The 17,399-nt window shown below is 72.3% G+C and carries 19 protein-coding genes and 1 pseudogene; 8 read left to right on the top strand and 12 right to left on the bottom strand.

Annotated features, from left to right (window positions below):
* Nucleotide 1: 1 nt before the first annotated feature.
* Nucleotides 2-433 carry an SRPBCC family protein gene (locus AB0D34_RS18990; protein ID WP_362662883.1) on the bottom strand — a complete coding sequence of 144 codons (432 nt, stop codon included), beginning with the start codon at nucleotides 431-433 and terminating at the stop codon, nucleotides 2-4.
* A 180-nt stretch (nucleotides 434-613) separates the two neighbouring features.
* On the opposite strand from AB0D34_RS18990, the gene AB0D34_RS18985 reads away from it, so the two are divergent.
* Nucleotides 614-1,828, top strand: coding sequence for a cytochrome P450 (locus AB0D34_RS18985; RefSeq protein WP_362662881.1), 1,215 nt, complete (start codon nucleotides 614-616; stop codon nucleotides 1,826-1,828).
* 82 nt (nucleotides 1,829-1,910) lie between these two features.
* Complete coding sequence (locus tag AB0D34_RS18980; protein ID WP_362662880.1) at nucleotides 1,911-2,483, top strand: HAD-IIIA family hydrolase; 573 nt, start codon at nucleotides 1,911-1,913, stop codon at nucleotides 2,481-2,483.
* A gap of 3 nt (nucleotides 2,484-2,486) precedes the next feature.
* Here the strand turns inward: AB0D34_RS18980 and AB0D34_RS18975 are convergent, their stop codons facing one another.
* The 3 genes from AB0D34_RS18975 to AB0D34_RS18965 form a co-directional block, all read right to left on the bottom strand.
* Nucleotides 2,487-2,795 carry a DUF3040 domain-containing protein gene (locus tag AB0D34_RS18975; protein ID WP_362662878.1) on the bottom strand — a complete coding sequence of 103 codons (309 nt, stop codon included), beginning with the start codon at nucleotides 2,793-2,795 and terminating at the stop codon, nucleotides 2,487-2,489.
* A 118-nt stretch (nucleotides 2,796-2,913) separates the two neighbouring features.
* Nucleotides 2,914-3,534, bottom strand: a complete 621-nt coding sequence (locus AB0D34_RS18970) for a DUF305 domain-containing protein (protein ID WP_362662876.1) — start codon at nucleotides 3,532-3,534, stop codon at nucleotides 2,914-2,916.
* 55 nt (nucleotides 3,535-3,589) lie between these two features.
* A complete protein-coding gene (locus AB0D34_RS18965) occupies nucleotides 3,590-3,979 on the bottom strand; it encodes a DUF6153 family protein (protein ID WP_362662874.1) in 390 nt (129 codons plus the stop codon).
* A gap of 273 nt (nucleotides 3,980-4,252) precedes the next feature.
* Between AB0D34_RS18965 and AB0D34_RS18960 the strand changes: the two genes are divergently transcribed.
* Nucleotides 4,253-5,104, top strand: coding sequence for an isocitrate lyase/phosphoenolpyruvate mutase family protein (locus AB0D34_RS18960; RefSeq protein ID WP_362662872.1), 852 nt, complete (start codon nucleotides 4,253-4,255; stop codon nucleotides 5,102-5,104).
* Here the strand turns inward: AB0D34_RS18960 and AB0D34_RS18955 are convergent.
* The 4 genes from AB0D34_RS18955 to AB0D34_RS18940 form a co-directional block, all read right to left on the bottom strand.
* Nucleotides 5,079-5,687 carry a hypothetical protein gene (locus AB0D34_RS18955; protein ID WP_362662870.1) on the bottom strand — a complete coding sequence of 203 codons (609 nt, stop codon included), beginning with the start codon at nucleotides 5,685-5,687 and terminating at the stop codon, nucleotides 5,079-5,081. The two genes, AB0D34_RS18960 and AB0D34_RS18955, sit on opposite strands and share 26 nt — an antisense overlap.
* A gap of 583 nt (nucleotides 5,688-6,270) precedes the next feature.
* Complete coding sequence (locus AB0D34_RS18950) at nucleotides 6,271-6,960, bottom strand: DUF1775 domain-containing protein (protein WP_362662868.1); 690 nt, start codon at nucleotides 6,958-6,960, stop codon at nucleotides 6,271-6,273.
* A gap of 68 nt (nucleotides 6,961-7,028) precedes the next feature.
* Nucleotides 7,029-7,667, bottom strand: a complete 639-nt coding sequence (locus tag AB0D34_RS18945; protein ID WP_362662867.1) for a hypothetical protein — start codon at nucleotides 7,665-7,667, stop codon at nucleotides 7,029-7,031.
* 80 nt (nucleotides 7,668-7,747) lie between these two features.
* Entirely contained in the window at nucleotides 7,748-7,975 is a 228-nt protein-coding gene (locus AB0D34_RS18940) for a twin-arginine translocase TatA/TatE family subunit (RefSeq protein ID WP_362662865.1), read from the bottom strand.
* Between the two features lie 266 nt (nucleotides 7,976-8,241).
* Here AB0D34_RS18940 and AB0D34_RS18935 point away from each other — a divergent pair, with 266 nt between their 5' ends.
* The 4 genes and pseudogenes from AB0D34_RS18935 to rox all read left to right on the top strand — a co-directional run bounded on the left by AB0D34_RS18935 (nucleotide 8,242) and on the right by rox (nucleotide 12,801).
* Nucleotides 8,242-9,558, top strand: coding sequence for a hemolysin family protein (locus tag AB0D34_RS18935; RefSeq protein ID WP_362662863.1), 1,317 nt, complete (start codon nucleotides 8,242-8,244; stop codon nucleotides 9,556-9,558).
* The gene (locus tag AB0D34_RS18930; RefSeq protein ID WP_362662861.1) at nucleotides 9,555-10,577 is read left to right on the top strand and encodes a hemolysin family protein; all 1,023 of its coding nucleotides are present in this window, start codon (nucleotides 9,555-9,557) and stop codon (nucleotides 10,575-10,577) included. Before AB0D34_RS18935 ends, AB0D34_RS18930 begins: the two co-directional genes overlap by 4 nt.
* Nucleotides 10,578-10,725: 148 nt before the next feature.
* A pseudogene (locus AB0D34_RS18925) lies at nucleotides 10,726-11,226 on the top strand (hypothetical protein); the annotation flags it as partial.
* A gap of 147 nt (nucleotides 11,227-11,373) precedes the next feature.
* Nucleotides 11,374-12,801 carry a rifampin monooxygenase gene (rox, locus tag AB0D34_RS18920; protein WP_362662859.1) on the top strand — a complete coding sequence of 476 codons (1,428 nt, stop codon included), beginning with the start codon at nucleotides 11,374-11,376 and terminating at the stop codon, nucleotides 12,799-12,801.
* Nucleotides 12,802-12,921: 120 nt separating this feature from the next.
* Here rox and AB0D34_RS18915 read toward each other — a convergent pair whose 3' ends face one another.
* The gene (locus tag AB0D34_RS18915; protein ID WP_362662858.1) at nucleotides 12,922-13,266 is read right to left on the bottom strand and encodes a helix-turn-helix domain-containing protein; all 345 of its coding nucleotides are present in this window, start codon (nucleotides 13,264-13,266) and stop codon (nucleotides 12,922-12,924) included.
* A 130-nt stretch (nucleotides 13,267-13,396) separates the two neighbouring features.
* On the opposite strand from AB0D34_RS18915, the gene AB0D34_RS18910 reads away from it, so the two are divergent.
* Complete coding sequence (locus AB0D34_RS18910) at nucleotides 13,397-14,188, top strand: ANTAR domain-containing protein (RefSeq protein WP_362662856.1); 792 nt, start codon at nucleotides 13,397-13,399, stop codon at nucleotides 14,186-14,188.
* On the opposite strand, the gene AB0D34_RS18905 is transcribed toward AB0D34_RS18910, so the two are convergent.
* The 3 genes from AB0D34_RS18905 to AB0D34_RS18895 form a co-directional block, all read right to left on the bottom strand.
* A complete protein-coding gene (locus AB0D34_RS18905) occupies nucleotides 14,181-14,837 on the bottom strand; it encodes a response regulator transcription factor (RefSeq protein ID WP_362662854.1) in 657 nt (218 codons plus the stop codon). The two genes, AB0D34_RS18910 and AB0D34_RS18905, sit on opposite strands and share 8 nt — an antisense overlap.
* Nucleotides 14,834-16,081, bottom strand: coding sequence for a sensor histidine kinase (locus AB0D34_RS18900; protein WP_362662852.1), 1,248 nt, complete (start codon nucleotides 16,079-16,081; stop codon nucleotides 14,834-14,836). The genes AB0D34_RS18905 and AB0D34_RS18900 overlap by 4 nt, the downstream gene beginning before the upstream one ends.
* Before the next feature lie 61 nt (nucleotides 16,082-16,142).
* Complete coding sequence (locus tag AB0D34_RS18895; protein WP_362662850.1) at nucleotides 16,143-17,285, bottom strand: ABC transporter substrate-binding protein; 1,143 nt, start codon at nucleotides 17,283-17,285, stop codon at nucleotides 16,143-16,145.
* Between the last annotated feature and the right edge of the window lie 114 nt (nucleotides 17,286-17,399).

Here is a 17,399-nt window from a genome sequence, read left to right as displayed (position 1 = left end):
GTCACGTTCCGCGCAGCAGCCGGTTCAGGGCCCGCCCGAACACCGACCGGGCCGCCATGCCCAGCAGCGGTCCGGGGAGCAGCGGAACCCGCAGCTTCTCGCGCCAGATCACGCGGGCCCGGCCGCCCGGGCCGGGGTGGACTTCCAGTTCGGCCCAGCCCTTCACCACCCGGCCCCGCTTCTCCAAGCGGCACAGACCCGACACGCCGTCCGCGGGCGGGCGCCAGACCGTGACCTCCATGGTGTCGTCGAAGGCGAGGAGTCCGATCCCCGAACGGGCGACGACGAGTGTGCCCTCGGCCGTCGGCCCGGGCGGCACGACGGTGACGCGCGTCAGGGGGACGACCTCGCCGTGGCGGGGCCACTCCGTGAGGCGACGCCAGGCCTCGTCCTGGGAGAGCGGGGCCGTGCGTTCGAGGAGAAAGGTGACCACGGGCCGATCTTAGGGAATCAGGCCTGCTCAGCGGGGACTTCATGGGGGGCTCACATACATGGCGCAGCGGGGTGTGGGCGGGGCGGCGTACGGCATCCGGTCCGCCTGCTCGCTGTGTACACCTCCGCGTCCGTACGGCACCATGAGCGCGACCGCACCGCAGGCCGCAGGGGGAGTCTCGTGGACAGCGAACGGCACGGCAGGCTCGACGCGTTGCAGATCGATCCGTACCCGCACTACGAGCGGGCGCGGCACGCCGACGGCCTGGCGCACCTCGCCGAGCTCGACGCCTGGCTGGTCGCCCGGGACGCCGACGTACGCGAAGTGCTGCGCCGGCCCGAGGAGTTCTCCTCGGCGAACGCCCTCGTGCCCGACGTGCTGCCGTCGCCCGCCGCACTCGGTGTCCTCGGCGGCGGGTTCGGCGGGCGGCCGGTCGTCGTCACCGCCGACGGCGAGCTGCACCAGCGACTGCGCGCGCCCGTCGTGCGCGGCCTCTCACCGGCCCGGGTCGCCGCCGTCCTTCCCTACGCCGCCGAGCGGGCCGCCGCCCTGGTCGACGGGTTCGCGCAGGACGGCCGGGTCGAGCTGATGTCGGCGTACGCCCGGAAGCTGCCCGGTGACGTCATCGGGCGGATCGTCGGCCTCGACCCCGCCGACGTCCCGGCCGTGGTGCACGGCGGACACCGCGCCGAGGAACTGCTGTTCCGGCCGCTGACGGAGAGCGAGCAGATCGCCGCCGCCGAGGACGTGGTGGCGATGCAGCACATCCTCGACCGGTACGTGCGCGAACGGCACGCCGAGCCGCGCGAGGACCTGTGCTCCGAACTCGTCGTGTCCCTCACGGAACCGGGCGAGCTCACCCTCGACCACCGGCACGAACTCGTCGCCCACCTTCAGAACCTGCTGATCGCCGGGCACTTGACCACGACCGCGCTCATCGGCACCACCGTCCTGCACCTGCTGCGCCACCGTGACCAGTGGGAGCTGCTGTGCGCCGAGCCGGAGCGGATCCCGGCGGCCGTCGAGGAGGCCGCCCGCTACGACAGCGCGCTGCAGGGATTCCGCCGGGTCACCACCCGCCCCGTCACCCTGGCCGGAACCGAACTCCCCGCCGGGGCAACGGTGTTCGTGGCCTTCGGCAGCGCCAACCGGGACGGGGCCCGCCATCCGCACCCCGACGCGTTCGACATCACCCGCCCGCCCGGCCGCCACCTCGCCTTCGGGCTCGGCGCGCACAGCTGCCCCGGCTCACAACTCGCCCGCGAACAGCTCCGCCTCACGCTCCAGGAACTCACCACCAGGCTGCCGGGACTGCGACTGGCCGAAGGACACCCGGTGGCCATGCGGCCGACGATGATCCACCGCTCACCCCATGGCCTCCACCTGACCTGGTAGGTCCCGCTCCCGCCGCATGGACCGGCCCCTCGCGGTTACCCGTGGTGCGGAAGAAGTGCACAGGAGAGCCGGGAGGTGGCCCATGACGCGCGTGCGTACGGTGCTGTTCGACCGTGACAGCATCCTCGCCGAAGACCCGTTCGACCCGGGCCGGGTGTACCCGGCGTCAGGGGCCCGGGAGGCGCTCGACATGCTGCGGCTGCACGACGTCCGCACCGGGTTCGTCGCCCTGCAGCCCGACATCGGGCTCGGGCGGCTCAGCGACGCGGACGTACGGGCCGTCAACCACCGCGTCGACGAACTCCTCGGCCCCTTCGACGTCTGGGGGGTCTGCCCGCACGGGCCCGACGACGGCTGTCACTGCCGTCCGCCCGAACCGGGTCTGATCCTCTGGGCGGCGGGCCGCGTGTGCACGGCCCCGACCGACTGCGCGGTCGTCGGCACCGCCGCGGACGCCGAGGCCGCGGCCCGGGTGGGCGCCCACGGGATCCTCGTACCGGACGAGCGGACCCGCCCGGCGGAGACGGCCCGGGCCGCCCATGTGGCCCCGGACCTCCCCACCGCCGTACGCGCCCTGCTCGCCGGGCCCCCGAAGGGGAAGGTCCTGGTCGACGAGGGGCCGATCGAGGAGGCCTTCGGGAACGGCGAGGCGTGAGGTTCAGGGTTCCGTCCAGCGGCACAGCAGTCGGAACACGGAGAACAGGGTCAGTGGCCAGACGGCCGCGAACGCCCAGATCACCGCGGGCCGCGAGGTGACGATGCCGGTCACCAGGAGCGCGATCGACGCCGCGAGCAGGAGGCCCACGGTCAGGATGTGCGGCCGGTACTGCGCGACCCGGGACAGGTCGGGCCGCCGCCGCAGCCTCAGTGTGCGCAGCCGGCGGTCCAGACGGCGGTCGCGGCGCAGGGCGCGTTCCACCTCGTCCAGAATGCGCTGCTCGTGATCGGGGAGTCGCCCTGTCGTCACTGTCGCTCCTCGCGGATCCGGAGAGTCCTTCTCCGAGTGCCCGGAGAAGGTCCTGTGAACCGTCCGGCCGCGGTGCCCGGGTCGATCGGCCCGGGCACCGCGGCGACATGTGAACGCGCTACTTCTCTCCGAGGATCTTCTTCATCTCGTTGATCTCGGCGTTCTGCGTGGTGACGATGTCACCGGCCATCGCCGTGGCGGCCTTGTAGGCGCCCTTGTCCTGCTCGGTCGTGGCCATCTCGACGGCGCCCTCGTGGTGCTCGACCATCATGGTCAGGAACATGGAGTCGAAGTCCTTCCCCGAGGCCTTCCCCAGCTTCTCCATGTCCTCGGTGGACATCATCCCGGCCATTCCGGCCATCCCGGAGTGGTCCATGCCGGGCATCGACTCCGGGACGTCCTCGCCCCAGGTCTTCAGCCAGTCGGTCATCGTCGAGATCTCCGGGCCCTGCGCCTTCTCGACGCGCGCGGCGAGGTCCTTGACCTCGGCCGAGGACGCCCGGTCGGCCGCGAGCCTCGCCATCTCAACGGCCTGCTCGTGGTGCGGGATCATCCCCTGCGCGAAGGAGACGTCCTGTTCGTTGTGGGCGGCGGCCGAGGCATCGGCGGACGCGGCGGGCGACGTGTCGGCGGCGCCGCCGTCGTCGCTCTCGCCGCCGCAGGCCGTAAGGGTGAGAGCGGCGCTCACGGCCACCGCCGCGAGACAGGCGCGACGGATCAGGGGACGGGTGGTGCGCATACTGGAACTCCTGTGCTGGAAAAGGGATCTGAGCGTGACGGGGCAACGGCCCGGTCTAGATCCGCAGCAACTGGAGTTGTGCGAGCGAGGGCGGCGCGCGGGCGCCGTCCTGGGACACCGCCGCCTGCGAGCACAGGTCGTCGGGGAGTACGGCGGTCGCCGACGGGTCGGGCGCGAGGGCGGGCAGTACGGGCCCACCGCTCACCGAGGCCGACGCGCAGGTCACGTCCGCGTGGTGCAGGTGCCCGGAGCCGCAGCCGTCGTGGCAGGCCTGGTCGACGACTGCCGTGACAGTCGTCATGTGCGCGGCCGAGTGGCTCCCGGATGTGTGCAGACCGCCGACCGGGGCCAGGGCGTGCATGCTCAGCAGTCCGACGAGCAGCCCGAGCACCAGCAGCGCCCGCCACGAGGGCGGTCGCGTGCGGAGCTGCGGCGGGCAGGTCATCGGGCTCATCCTAGAGGGGCGCTGTGGCACGGCTGTGCACCGAGGTCGTCCTCCTTACGTACGTCCCAGGCGCCGCCGGCGTTCAGAGTGCCCGTCGGTTCGGGGCCCGGTGACCTCCGCGGCCGCGCGTCCCGCCACCCCTCGGACGACTTCCACCGCCAACTCGCGCTCACTGTCCTGACGCACGTCGCCGAAACGCAGTCCGCCTCCCGCGGCCTTGGGGCGTACGTTCTCCGGGAGCCCGTCGAGGGGCGACGGGCCGGGAAGGATCGCGTGGACACCGACCGCCGGGCAAAGGCACAGCGCTTCGCCGAGCTGCACCGGGAGGGCTGCTTCCTGCTCCCCAACGCGTGGGACGTGGGGAGCGCCCGCGTCCTGGAGGCGGCCGGCTTCCCGGCCGTGGCGACGACGAGCGCGGGCGTCGCGTTCTCCCTCGGCCGGCCCGACCACGACTTCTTCGCCGAACAGCCGCCCGAGGACCGTGTCGACCGCGCGACCATGCTGCGGCGCGTCGACGAGATCGCGCGCGGCATCGCCGTACCCCTGAGCGCGGACCTGGAGGACGGATACGGCGAGTCGCCCGAGACCGTCGCCGCCACCCTCGCGATGACCCTCGCCGCCGGAGCGGCCGGCGGCAACATCGAGGACTTCACCGGCGACCGCACCCGCCCGCTGTACGAGGAGAAGCTCGCCGTCGACCGCATCCGCGCGGCCCGCGAGACCCTGGCGGCCGAGGGCGAACCCTTCGTGCTGGTCGGCCGCACCGACGTACTCCTGGTCGGCGGCCCGCTCGACGAGGCCGTACGGCGGGCCAACGCCTATCTGGAGGCGGGTGCCGACTGCGCGTTCGTCCCGGGCGCCGCCGACGCCGGGACCATCGCCACCCTGGTCCGGGAGATCGGCGGTCCGCTCAACGTGGTGATGGGCCTGACCGGCAACGCGCTCTCCCTCGACGACCTGCGCGAGCTCGGCGTACGGCGGGTCACGGTCGGCGGCAGCATCGCCCGCGCGATGTACCGCCATCTGCTCGACGCGGCAAGGGAGTTGGCGGACCTTGGCACGTTCTCCTACGCCGCCGACCAGCTCTCCCAGACGGAGCTCAACGACCTGTTCCGGCGGGGCTAGCGGTCGGCAGCACACAACTCGGCGCCTCGGGAGCGTCCTTGGCGTGCCGGGTCAGCGCACACACCGTCCGCAGACCGACCTTCCAGTCACCGTCCTGGAGTACGGCCGTCCCCGGGCCGCCGGTGTCCAGCCGGCGGTCGTCGAGCGTGAGGTCGTAGGCCACGTCGGCGTGCTGGTCCGAGGTGTACGACACGGAGGTCACCTCGGCGCGCAGCTTGCTGCCGCTCGGGTCACGGAAGAGGTTGTCGATCATCAGGGCGTTCTCGTCGCCGTCCTCGACGACGTCACTGCGCTGGTCCAGGGAGGACTTCGGATCGAAGAGGACCGTCCACGCCGTCCGGATGTCCTCCTCGGCCTGTTCCGGGTCCGAGGGCGCGGTGGCGGTCGACGACGGGGACACGGAGGGCGAAGGGGAGCCGCCGGGGGTGCTCGGGCCCGGTGACCGGGTGGCCGAGGAGGCGGCCGTAGGGGAGGCGCCGTCGTCACCGCCGCCGCCGTTGCAGGCTCCGGTGAGGACGAGGACGCCGACAGCAAGGGCCACCGCCCAGGCCCCGCGCCGGGCAGGGGAGTTCACGCAGGTCATGGCACTCCATCTCCGGGTACGCCGTGTGGCTGGCCTACCCGGAGGCGGGGGATTCATCCGGGACGCGCCGGAAATCCCGCTGCACGGGGGAGCGTTTCGCGGGGGCGGCGTAGGTGGGGTGTGTCGGTTCCGGGGGCTGGCGTGTCTGGGGTGTGGTCTCCGCAGGGGTTGGTCTGCGCGGATGCGGTTTCTCCGCAGGGGTTGGTCTGCGACGGGTGCGGGTCTCCCGTGGGTGCCGGCTTCTGTGGGGTGTGTACTTTCCGGTGGCCTGGCCTGGCCTGGCCTGGCCTGGCCTGTGCGGGGTGCGACTTCTCAGCAGGGGTCGGTCTGCGCGGGTGGGGGTTTTCCCCGGGTGCCGGCGTGTGCGGGGTGCGCAGAGTCCGAGGGCTGGCCTGGTCGGGTACGACGTCTCCGCGGCGGCTGGTCTGCAACGGGTGCGGTTTCTCCGCGGTGCCGGCCCGCGGAGAAGGCAGGAGTTCCGCGGTGCCGGCCCGCGCGGACCTGGCACCGCCGCATGCCGTTTCACCGCGGGGCGCGCTGCGCAGGGTGTGGTCTCTGCTCGGAGTTGACCCGCCGACCGCGGCTACTGCTCGCTGCCGCCCCGGCGCCGTACCGCGAACACCACGACCGCCACCGCCAGCGCCACGAGGATGCCGGTCCAGGCGCCCGTGGACAGCCCGCCCTCGTCGTCCTTCTCGACCCGGGTGGCCTGCGGGGAGGCCGCCGGGGTCGTCTTCGCCGGGGGCGGAGTCGGGCTCGCGGAGACGCTCGGTGAGGGGCTGACCGGCTTCGCGCCGGGCGCCGCGGCCTTCAGCTTCAGCGTCGGCGCCGGGTTCTCGCCGTTCTCGTCCAGTTCGATCCAGCGGTCGACGTGTCCGTCGCCGTAGGTCTGGAGGGTCTTGAACGGCACCTCCCGCGCGTCGGGCAACTGCCGTACGACCACGGAGTACTCGGCGCTCGTGCCGGTCTTCAGCTCCGGCCCCTTGACGGTGTAGCCGTCGTCGGTCGCGCTGAACTTCCAGCCCGCCGGGCCCTCGTCGTACGCCACGTCGGCCGGGGCGATGCCCTCGGGCAGCACCACCCGCACCTCCTTGATACCGGAGGTGTCGGACTCGGCTTCGGCGTGGAAGGAAACCGTGACGTTCTCGGCGAGGGCCTGCGCCCTGTCGGCCTCGACCTCGGTGTGGGCGGCCGCCGGAACCGCGGTGAGCAGTACGGCGGTCGCCGCCGCGGTGACGGCAAGGGACAGGCGGGGCAGGGTGGTTCGGGACATGGATGTCTCCAGGCAGGGTGGTACGGCCGGGCGGCAGTCCGGCGTGGGCCGGACCGGTCCCGGTGGGGTCAGTGGGCGCAAGCTGCGCTCGCCGCCGGAGGACCCCGCCGTACCACCGCGTGCGCCAGCAACGGCCGTCCGGTGAGCGGCCGTTCGCCGTACGTGGGCACGACGACCCGCGCGGCCGTCGGCGCGGGTGACGCCGGCCGCGTGAACAGCAGCCGGGCGCCGGCCAGTCGGGCCCGTACCGCGTCGAGCGCCGCCGTCACCCCGCGGGCCACACTCCAGCAGGCCGCGTCCGCGCGGTGCAGCAGGACCGCGACCAGGGCGGCGGCCATGGCGTGGGCGGCCGTCATGGCGAGGGAGCCGTGCAGCCCCTCGTGCCACGCCGGCCGGGCGTCGTGCTGCTGCCCGACATGGTGCGGGGCGGCGGTCGTCGCGTGCGCGGTGAGCGTCAGCCACAGATGCAGCCCCGACTGTCCTACGACACTGCAGGCGACGACCGTCGCCAGACTGCGGGGCCGCTGCACCCCGACGAGACCCACAGCGAACAGCACCGCCGCCGCGCCCGCCCCCCGCGTCCAGGGCACCGGGCCCTCGGCGAGCAGATGATGGGCGCTGACCCCGAGCACCGTACCGACGACGGCGAACACCGCGGCCCGCAGAACGGGCAGGGGCGCGCGAGTCGTCGTGACAGAACGTTGCATGGCCCGCTCATCATGGGCCATCCCGGGCTGTCTTGGCAGGCGGGTCGAGGAATGAGCCGTAGCCGTGAGGGCGTATCGGCTCAGCGGGCGCCCGGCTCCTGGGCCTTCGCGTCCGCCGCGGGCCGCGGCTCCACGACCTCCCCCTGGATCACCTGGGGCTTCGGCTGCCCCTCCCGCGCCGCGCGGGCCTCCGCCTTGAGGATGCGCGTGGACTTGCCCGCCGCACGGGTCAGCTCAGGACCCTTCTTGACGGCGAGGACCGCTATGACGACGATCAGGATGATCGCGAGCTCACTCAGTCCGAACATGTGAAGGGCCTCCGCCAGAGGTCGACAGCGATACCGGACGAGATGCCCGCCGGACCGGCAGCGTACCCGCACTCCTGGGGCGGCGGCCGGTACGGCCGGGTCGGCGATGTCCTCCGCGAACGCTCGCTCCAGGACGCTTTGCCTGTCCTTTACCATTGGGTGAAACCCGTCCCGAGACGACGAAGGAGCCACGGACCCGCAATGGGTGAACCTCCCAGTACCAGGCGTGCCGCGACCCACCCGTACGGACGAGCGGGAGTGGCCCGGTGACCGAGATCCTGCTGCTTCTGCTGGCCCTCCTCCTCACCCTGGCCTGCGCCGTGTTCGTCGCGGCCGAGTTCTCCCTGACCACCGTCGAGCGCGGTGACCTGGAGCGGGCCGCCGAGGCCGGTGAGCGCGGCGCCGAGGGCGCGCTGAAGGCCGTACGCCGGCTGACCTTCCAGCTCTCCGGCGCCCAGCTCGGCATCACGGTGACCTCGCTGGTGATCGGCATGCTCGCCGAACCCTCCCTCGCGGCGCTCCTCAGGGGCCCGCTGGAGGCCCTGGGGCTGGGCGGGGCCGCCTCCCCGGTGGCGACCGCGCTGGGTGTGGCCCTGTCCACCGTCGTGCTGATGGTGGTGGGTGAGCTGGTGCCGAAGAACTGGGCGATCTCCCGCCCGCTGGCCGTCGCCAAGGTGGTGGCCGGGCCGCAGAGCGCCTTCACCGCCGTGTTCGGCCCGTTCATCCGGCATCTCAACGACACCGCGAACCGTTTCGTACGACGCCTCGGCCTGGAGCCCGCCGAGGAGCTGGCCTCCGCCCGCAGCCCCGAGGAGCTGGTCGCGCTCGCCGAGCGCTCCGCCGCCGAGGGCGCCCTGGAGGCCGACTCCGCCGAGCTGTTCGTGCGCACCCTGCACCTGGGCGAGCTGACCGCGGAGAACGTCATGACCCCGCGCGTCGACGTCAAGGCCCTCGAAGCCCACGCGACCGCCGCCGACGCCGCCAACCTCACCCACGCCACCGGCCTGTCCCGTTTCCCGGTCTACCGCGACAGCCTGGACGAGGTCATCGGCACCGTGCACATCCGTGACGTGCTCGCCCTGGAGCCCGGGAAGCGGGCCGTCACCCCGGTCACCGAGCTGGCCACCGCCCCCCTGCTGGTCCCGGACAGCCTGACCGCCGACCGGCTCCTGGAGCGGCTGCGGGCCACCCGCACCATGGCCGTCGTCATCGACGAGTACGGCGGCACCGCGGGCGTGGCGACGGTCGAGGACATCGTCGAGGAGGTCGTCGGCGAGGTCCGCGACGAGCACGACCCCGTCGAGATACCCGACCTGCGGCCCGCCGGTGCCGGGACCTGGGAGGCGGAAGGGTCCGTCCGCGTCGACCGGCTCGGCGAGATAGGCCTCACCGCGCCGGAGGGGCCGTACGAGACCGTGGCCGGACTGGTCGCCACCCGCCTCGCGCGCATCCCCGCCAAGGGCGACGACGTCGAGGTGGACGGCGGCTGGCGTCTGGAGGTCCTGGAGGTCGACCACCACCGGGCCGACCGCGTCCGGATCACCGCACCGGCCCTGGTGCGGACGGCGGAGGAGGCCCGATGACCACCGTGCAACTGCTCGTCGGCGCCCTGACACTGCTGACCAACGCGTTCTTCGTGGGCGGCGAGTTCGCCCTGATCTCCGTGCGCCGCAGCCAGATCGAGCCACGCGCGCGTGAGGGCCACAAGCGGGCCCGGATGACCCTGTGGGGTCTCGAACACCTCTCCGCGATGATGGCCACCGCCCAGCTCGGCATCACCGTCTCCTCGCTGGTGCTCGGCGCGGTCGCCGAACCGGCCATCGCCCATCTGCTGGAGCCCGGCTTCGAGGCGGCCCGGATCCCGCACGGCCTGGTGCACCCGATCGCGTTCGTGATCGCCCTGTCGCTGGCCACCTATCTGCACATGCTGATCGGTGAGATGGTCCCGAAGAACATCGCGCTCGCTGCCCCCGTGCCGACCGCGCTGCTCCTCGGACCGCCGTTGGTGGCCCTCACGCGCGCGTTGAAGCCCTTCGTGTTCGGGATCAACGCCTTCGCCAACGCCCTGCTGAAGCTGCTGCGCGTGGAACCCAAGGACGAGGTCGAGTCGGTCTTCACCGACGACCAGCTCGCCCGCATGGTCGTGGACGCCAGCGAGGCCGGGCTGCTCTCGCCCGCGGACGGCGAGCGGCTGCGGGACGCGCTGGAGCTGGGCACGCGTCCGGTGGGCGAGATCCTCGTCCCGGTGCAGAAGATGCGCACCGTCGACGCCTCCGTCACCCCGGCCCGCCTGGAGCGGACGGCCGCCGACGCGGGGTACTCCCGCTTCCCGGTCACCGGCCCGGACGGCACCCTGCTGGGCTATCTGCACATCAAGGACACCCTCGGCGTCACCGACCGCGACCGGCCCTTCCCGCGCTCCGCGCTGCACCCGGTCACCCGGGTCCGTATCGACACCCCGCTGGACGACACCCTCACCGCGCTGCGGGCCGACGGGAGCCATCTGGCGGCGGTGACGGGGGAGTCGGGGGTGGTCCTCGGGTTCGTGACGATGGAGGACGTCCTGACCGAGCTGGTCGGACCGGCGCCGACGGCCGTGTGACCGGCGGGCGGCCCGGCCGTACGGCTGGTCGGGCGGTCCCGCCGTACGGCTGGCAGATCTGGGAACGCCGCTTTCGCCCTGGTCGTTCACCCACTGAACAGACCGAGAAGACGGAGAGCGTCGCCGCCAATCGGCACCGTATGGAGAAGCGAAGGCGGCCCTGGCCGGGATGCGCGAGTGTCGCTGATGCCGGCAGGAGCCCAACTCGGCATCACCGTCTGCACCCTTGGCCTCGGCTCGGTCTCCAAGCCCGCGATCTCCCACGAACTCGATCCGCCGCTGCACGACCTGTGCCTGCCCGGCGCGCGTTCGGCGATGCCGTTCTCGCCGCCCTTCCGGGGTGTGGTCAAGGTGCCCCGGTGCCGGGGCACCCCGCGCGACGAGCTCGCCGCCGTGTACAACCGCGAGCAACTCACGCACCTGGTCGAGGAGTCGGAGCGGCTCGGACTGATCAGCGAGGCCGACTCGGAGCTGCTCACCCGCTCGCTCACCGAGCCCGAGACGACCGTCCCCGCATGCCGGTGCGCGAGGGCGACCGCGTCCTGGGCTCCCTGCACACCCGTGACGGAGGACACCAAGGTCGCCGACGCGATCGAACTGCTGCGCCGCAAACCGGGCCTCCCTCGCCGTCGTACGCGACGGGGTGGGCGTGATCCGGATTCGTCTCAGGTGGTCGGGCGTTCGTCGATCAGACGCAGCAGATCGGGGTAATCCAGTGTCTTGTCCACCGGGGTTGTCCCTCACCGTGCTCCGCCCGGCGGGCAGCGACTGATCCTGTTGGTGAATGGGGGGTTCGATGATCGACGTGATCGTGGCCGGAGCCGGCCCGACCGGTCTGATGCTGGCCGCCGAACTGCGGCTGCACGGCGTGCGGGTGGTCGTGCTGGAGAAGGCGGCGGAGCCGGTCGAGTACGTCCGCGCGCTCGGCCTGCATGTGCGCAGCATCGAGGTGCTGGACCAGCGCGGTCTGCTGGAGCGGTTCCTCGCGCACGGCCGGAAGTCCCGGGTCGGCGGCTTCTTCGCCGCCATCGACAGGCCCTGGCCCGACCTGGACACCGCGCACGGATACATCCTCGGCATCCCGCAGACCGTCACCGACCGCCTGCTGGCCGAGCACGCCGTCGAGGCCGGCGCCGAGATCCGGCGCGGCTGCGAGCTGGTCGGGCTGAGCCAGGACGAGGAGGGGGTGACCGTCGAACTGGCCGACGGCACCCGGCTGCGCTCGCGCTGTCTGGTCGGCTGCGACGGCGGCCGCAGCACGGTGCGCAAGCTGCTCGGCGTCGGCTTCCCCGGCGAACCCACCCAGCACGAGACGCTGTTGGGCGCGATGGAGGTCGGGGTTCCGGCGGAGACGGTGACCGCCGTGGTGACCGAAGTCCGCAGGACCGAGAAGTGGTTCGGCCTCGGACCCGTCGGTGACGGGTTGTACCGGGTCGTCGTGCCCGCCGAGGGGGTGAGCGGGGACCGCTCGGTCACGCCGACCCTCGACGAGTTCAGGCGACGGCTCCAGGCGGTCGCCGGCACCGACTTCGGTGTGCACTCACCGCGCTGGCTGTCCCGCTTCGGCGACGCCACCCGGCAGGCCGAGCGCTACCGGGTCGGCCGGGTGCTGCTGGCCGGTGACGCGGCGCACGTCCACCCGCCGCTGGGCGGACAGGGCCTCAACCTCGGCATCCAGGACGCGTTCAACCTCGGCTGGAAACTGGCCGCCGAGGTGGCGGGCTGGGCACCGGCGGGACTCCTGGACAGCTATCACGCCGAACGGCACCCGGTGGCCGCCGACGTGCTGGCCAACACCCGCGCGCAGACGCTGCTGATGTCCACCGAGCCCGGTCCGCAGTCGGTGCGTCGGCTGCTGGAGCAGCTGATGGACTTCGAGGAGGTGAACCGGTACCTCGTCGAGAAGATCATCGCGATCGGGGTCCGCTACGACTTCGGCGAGGGGCATGAACTGCTCGGCCGGCGCCTGCGGGACCTCACGCTGAAGCGCGGCCGCCTCTACGAGCAGATGCACGGCGGCCGCGGTCTGCTGCTGGACCGGACCGGCCGGCTCTCGGTGACGGGCTGGTCGGACCGCGTCGACCACGTCGTCGACGCCGCCGAGGAGCTGGACGTTCCGGCGGTCCTGCTGCGGCCGGACGGCCATGTGGCCTGGGTGGGCGAGGACCAGCGGGAACTGTCGGAGCGGCTGCGCGGGTGGTTCGGCGCGGCCGTCCGTGAGTGAGGTGCGGCCCCGGGCACGACGGGAAGGCCCTCACCGACTCATCCTGGGCGCACCCGCACCCGCACCCGCACCCGCACCGCGGACCGGCGGACCGCCCCGACCTCGTTCCCGTGTGTGCGGTCAGGCAGGGGTGTGGGGTCGGCCTTCCGGGGACGTGGTGCGGGTGGCCTCGTCCTGCACGAGCAGGGAGAGCAGTGACGCCACGGTCAGGCCTGCCTCGGCCGGGTGGCGCAGTACCTGGCCCTGCTCGATGCGGTAGGTGTTGGTCCGGCCCTCCCGCACGTGCGAGAGGTATCCGTCCTGCTCCAGATCGGAAATGATCTTCTGGACGGCGCGTTCGGTGAGTCGGCAGTGGGCGGCGATGTCGCGGATCCGGGCACTGCGGTTGTCGGCGATCGCGGCCAGCACCCGCGCGTGATTGGTGACGAACGTCCATCCGGTGTGTGACTCGGGCACTCCATCCATGAGGCGAGTCTACCGACCCGGCATTCACGCATTCAAAAACCCGAACAAAATTTCATGTATTAGTTGACGTATGTGGGTCGGCAAGGGGAATCTGAGGAGCGGAGGCAGCCGAGACGCAAGGAGAAGGGCCATGCCGGAACCTGCGCACTCGGCGCAGCCCCTCGCCACGCGAGACGACGGACCGCCGTGCCTGGCCACGATCAAGTCCGTGGCGGCAGGCGACCGGATGAACGTCGTCTGCAGCGGCGAACTCGACGTCGGGGCCCAGCGGCTCGAGTCCGAGCTCCGCGCCGTCCTCGACCGCTCGGCCACCGGAGTCGACCTGGATCTGGACGGGGTCCGATTCTGCGACTGCGGCGGCCTCAACGTCCTGCTGAACCTGCGCCGGCAAGCGCTGGACCAGGGCAAGACGGTCACCGTCCGGACGTGCAGCCCGTCGGTCGGACGGCTGCTCGACCTGACCGGCGCCCGGGAGCTGTTCACGGCCGCGGGTCCCGGCAGTGTTGACGGCCAGGCCTCCAAGACCGGCCAGGCCTCCAAGACCGGCCAGGCCTCCAAGACCGGCCCGGACGAGGAGACCGGTCCGGAGAAGCCCGAAACCCCTGGCACCGCCCCCGTCCCCGACGGTCGCAACCGCCCCGTGGACGTGGACCAGGAACTCCGCCTGGAGGTCGCCCAGCTGCGCCGGGCGATGCGGACCAGGCCGGCCATCGACGTGGCCCGTGGCATCGTGATGGCCTCGTTCGGGCTGAGCTCCGACGACGCCTGGACGGTCCTCGTCCTCGCCTCTCAGAACACCAACACCAAACTGCACCACCTCGCCCAGGACCTGATGGACGCCGTCCACGGAGAACCGGTACGGGAGGAGGTACGGCAGCAGATGGCGGCGGCCGTCGCCAAGGTGCGGGAGGCCCCTACGTGAGTTCCAGCAGTCCCCGTCGGACCGCCTCCGAGACCGCCGCCGCCCTGTTGTCCACGCCGAGCTTGCGGTAGACGCGCACCAGGTGCGTCTTGATCGTGGCCTCGCTGAGGTACAGGGAGTCGGCGATGGCGCGGTTGCTGTGACCGTCGGCCATCAGCTGTACGACCTCCCGCTCCCGGCGCGTCAACTCCGGCGCCGGACTGACCACTTGGCCCACGAGGTCCCCCACGACCTCGGGCGCGAGCCCCATGCCGCCCACCGCGGCGCTGCGCACGGCCCGGAAGAGGTCCTCGGGCGGCCCGGCCTTGAGCACATAGCCGCGTGCGCCGGCCTCCAGCGCACGCACCACGTCGGCCCGTCCGGAATAACTGGTCAGCATCACCACGGGCACGCCCGGCGCCCGCCCGGCCAGCGCACGCACCGCCTCGACGCCGTCGGACACGCCGGTGCCCCGGCCCGCGCCCTCGAACCGCAGGTCCATCAGCACCACGTCGGGTGCCAGATCCACGACCAGGGTGACGGCCTCCTCGGGATCAGAAGCCTCCGCGATCACGTCGAGATCCGGCTCGCCCTCCAGCAGGGCGCGCAGCCCGGCCCGTACGACCGTGTGGTCGTCGGCGATCAGGAGGCGCAGCGGTGCGGCGGTCACCGTACGGCCGCCGTCGGGCCCAGGGGCAGCAGCGCACCGGTACGGGCCCGGGCGGGGACGCTGGCCCGGATCCGGGTGCCCCGGCCCGGTGTCCCGTCGACGGCGAGATCACCGCCGTACTCCCGAAGCCTCGCCCGCGCGGCCCGAAGGCCGAAACCGCGGTCCGACGGGGAGGTGCCGTCGACACGGGCGAGGTCGAAGCCCACGCCGTCGTCGCACACGTCCAGGTCGACCCGGTCCGTGGTGTGACGCAGCGTCACGAGCAGGCTGGTCGCCCGTGCGTGTTCGCGCACATTGGCCAGCATGCCCTGCGCCACCCGGAACAGGGTGGTGGCGGCCTGCTCGTCCAGCTCGCAGCGGTGGCCTCCCGTCGAGCGGAACCGTACGAGCGCCGCCGTGCCGTCCTGCTCCGCGCGCAGGCACAGCAGCCGGAGCGAGCCCTCGAGACCTTCCTCGGCGACCGCGGAGGGCGTGAGGTCCCGGATCATGCGCCGGGTCTCTGCGAGGCTCACGTCCAGGCCGTCGGCGACCGCCCGCACCCGGGTGCGGGCCGTGTCGGGCCGGTGCTCCCAGTCCCGCTCGGCTGCCTGCAACAGCATCAGGCTGCCGGACAGTTCCTGCGCGAGCGTGTCGTGCAGGTCCCGGGCGATCCGCTCGCGTTCCCCGAGCACGCCGGCCCGCCGCTGCTCCCGCGCCAGTACGTCACGGGTGCCGCGCAACTCGTCCACCAGCCGTTGGCGCTCGACGGCGTCCCGCAGCTGCGCCCGGTACAGGGCCGTGGTGCCCCACACGGCCGCCACCGGGATGAGCACCATCTCCGGGTCGAACCCGCCCGCGCTGCGGGTGAGTTGACCGAAGAGCACGAGCGTGATGGTGCCCACCACGACCATGCCGGCCCGCTGCCCCAGCGCGTGCAGGGCCCCACAGGCCAGGGGGAGGGCACACCAGACGTAGGCGTGGGTCAGCAGCGGCGGGGTGAGCATCACGAGCAGCGTCCACAGCACGACCAGGGCCGCCACCCACAGGTGCCGGGTGAGCGGCCCCAGCCTGCTCCACAGCGACAGCCCGGCCGCGTACGTCGTGGCGAGCAGTCCGCTGACGATCACGATGTCCCGGCACAGCGCGAGGTCCAGCGTGACGAGCCGGATCAGTGCGGCGCCGACGACGACGAAGAACACGAGATGCGGGAGGTGCCTCAGGGCGAGGCGGTCGTACACGACGAACCCCCTGAGCGAAAGATCCATCTGGACAGGGGGTCCGAGTCTATCCACCGTCTGTATGAACGGTGTGAAGAGTTGTCGTGGGTCAGGCGCCGGGGTGCAGTCCGAGCGAGCCGGGTGTGGGGTCGCCCTTCACCTCGCCGAAGTACAGGGCGAAGGTCTGCTTCATGCGCTCCACCTCGGCACGGTCCTCCATGAACTTCGGGAAGCCGTCCACGTGGGCGTTCGGGTACTCCCAGATCGGCTTCAGACCGCCGGCCGGGGTGACGTCGGTCCGCACCGACCAGCCGTTGCGGGCGTTCTGCTGGGTGGCCGTGGACAGCTGCCAGTTGAGATACAGCTTGGCGGCCGTCGGGTTCGCGGCCTGTCCGAGGATCGCCGCACGCTGGCCCCAGGCCATGAACGGGTGATTGTCCGCGGCCACGAACCGCGCAGGGGACGAAGAGGGCGCGACCAGGCCGCCCGACCCGCCGACGCCGATCGCCTTCTCACCAGAGCGCACGGCGTCGCCGGGCGAGTTGCTGCCCCGCGCGAACCGCACGTCCTGGGCGGCCAGTCTGGCCACCCAGTCCCAGCCGTAGGTCCGGGCGTACAGCGTGTAGAGGTAGAGGACGGCGTCGTCGTCGTGCGGATACGACGAGGCGATCCTGCCCTTCCACCGCGGGTCGACCAGGTCGAGCGGGGTGGCGGGCGCATCGGATCCCACGGCCGAGGGGCCGTACATGAAGCTGAACGCGATCACCGACACGGCGACCCAGGCGCCCTGCGGGTCCTTGAAACCGTCGTAGATCTTGGAGAACCCGGCCGGCCGGTAGTTCAGCAGCCGGCCCTGCCGCTTCCAGCGGACGAAGTCCTGGAGGGTCTGCAGTTGTACGACGTCGGGGACGAGGGTGTCCGTCGCGAACTGGTTGTCGACGCGCACGTCGTGGTACTTGCTGTAGTCCACGATCATGGTCAGGTCGATGTCCGGGAAGCGGGCCTTGAAGGCCGCCTTGGTGCCGTCCTGCTGGGTGGGGGTGTCGCCACCGGCGTAGATGACGAGCTTCCCGCCCTCCTTGAGGGCCGCCTGGTAGAGCTCGTCGAGCGTACGGGTCTCCTCCGGACCGGAGGTGTGACGGGCCGGGGTGGCCGCCGAGGCGGCGGTCGCGGTGGCACCGATGGTGCCGAGACCGAGGGCGGCACCGGCGCCGGTGGTGAGGACACGTCGTCTGCTGAGGAAGCTGGACACGCTGCGGGGACCTCTCTGATGGGGGGTGACGTTCAGAGCCCGGCGCCGTGGGCGATCACCAGTGTGGTGCGGGTGGGCCCGGTGCCGCGTCGTCCGTACGCATCGTTGAGGCGG

This window comes from Streptomyces sp. NPDC048420 (assembly GCF_040651535.1).
Classification (GTDB): domain Bacteria; phylum Actinomycetota; class Actinomycetes; order Streptomycetales; family Streptomycetaceae; genus Streptomyces.
This window is presented reverse-complemented; position numbering and strand designations above follow the sequence as displayed.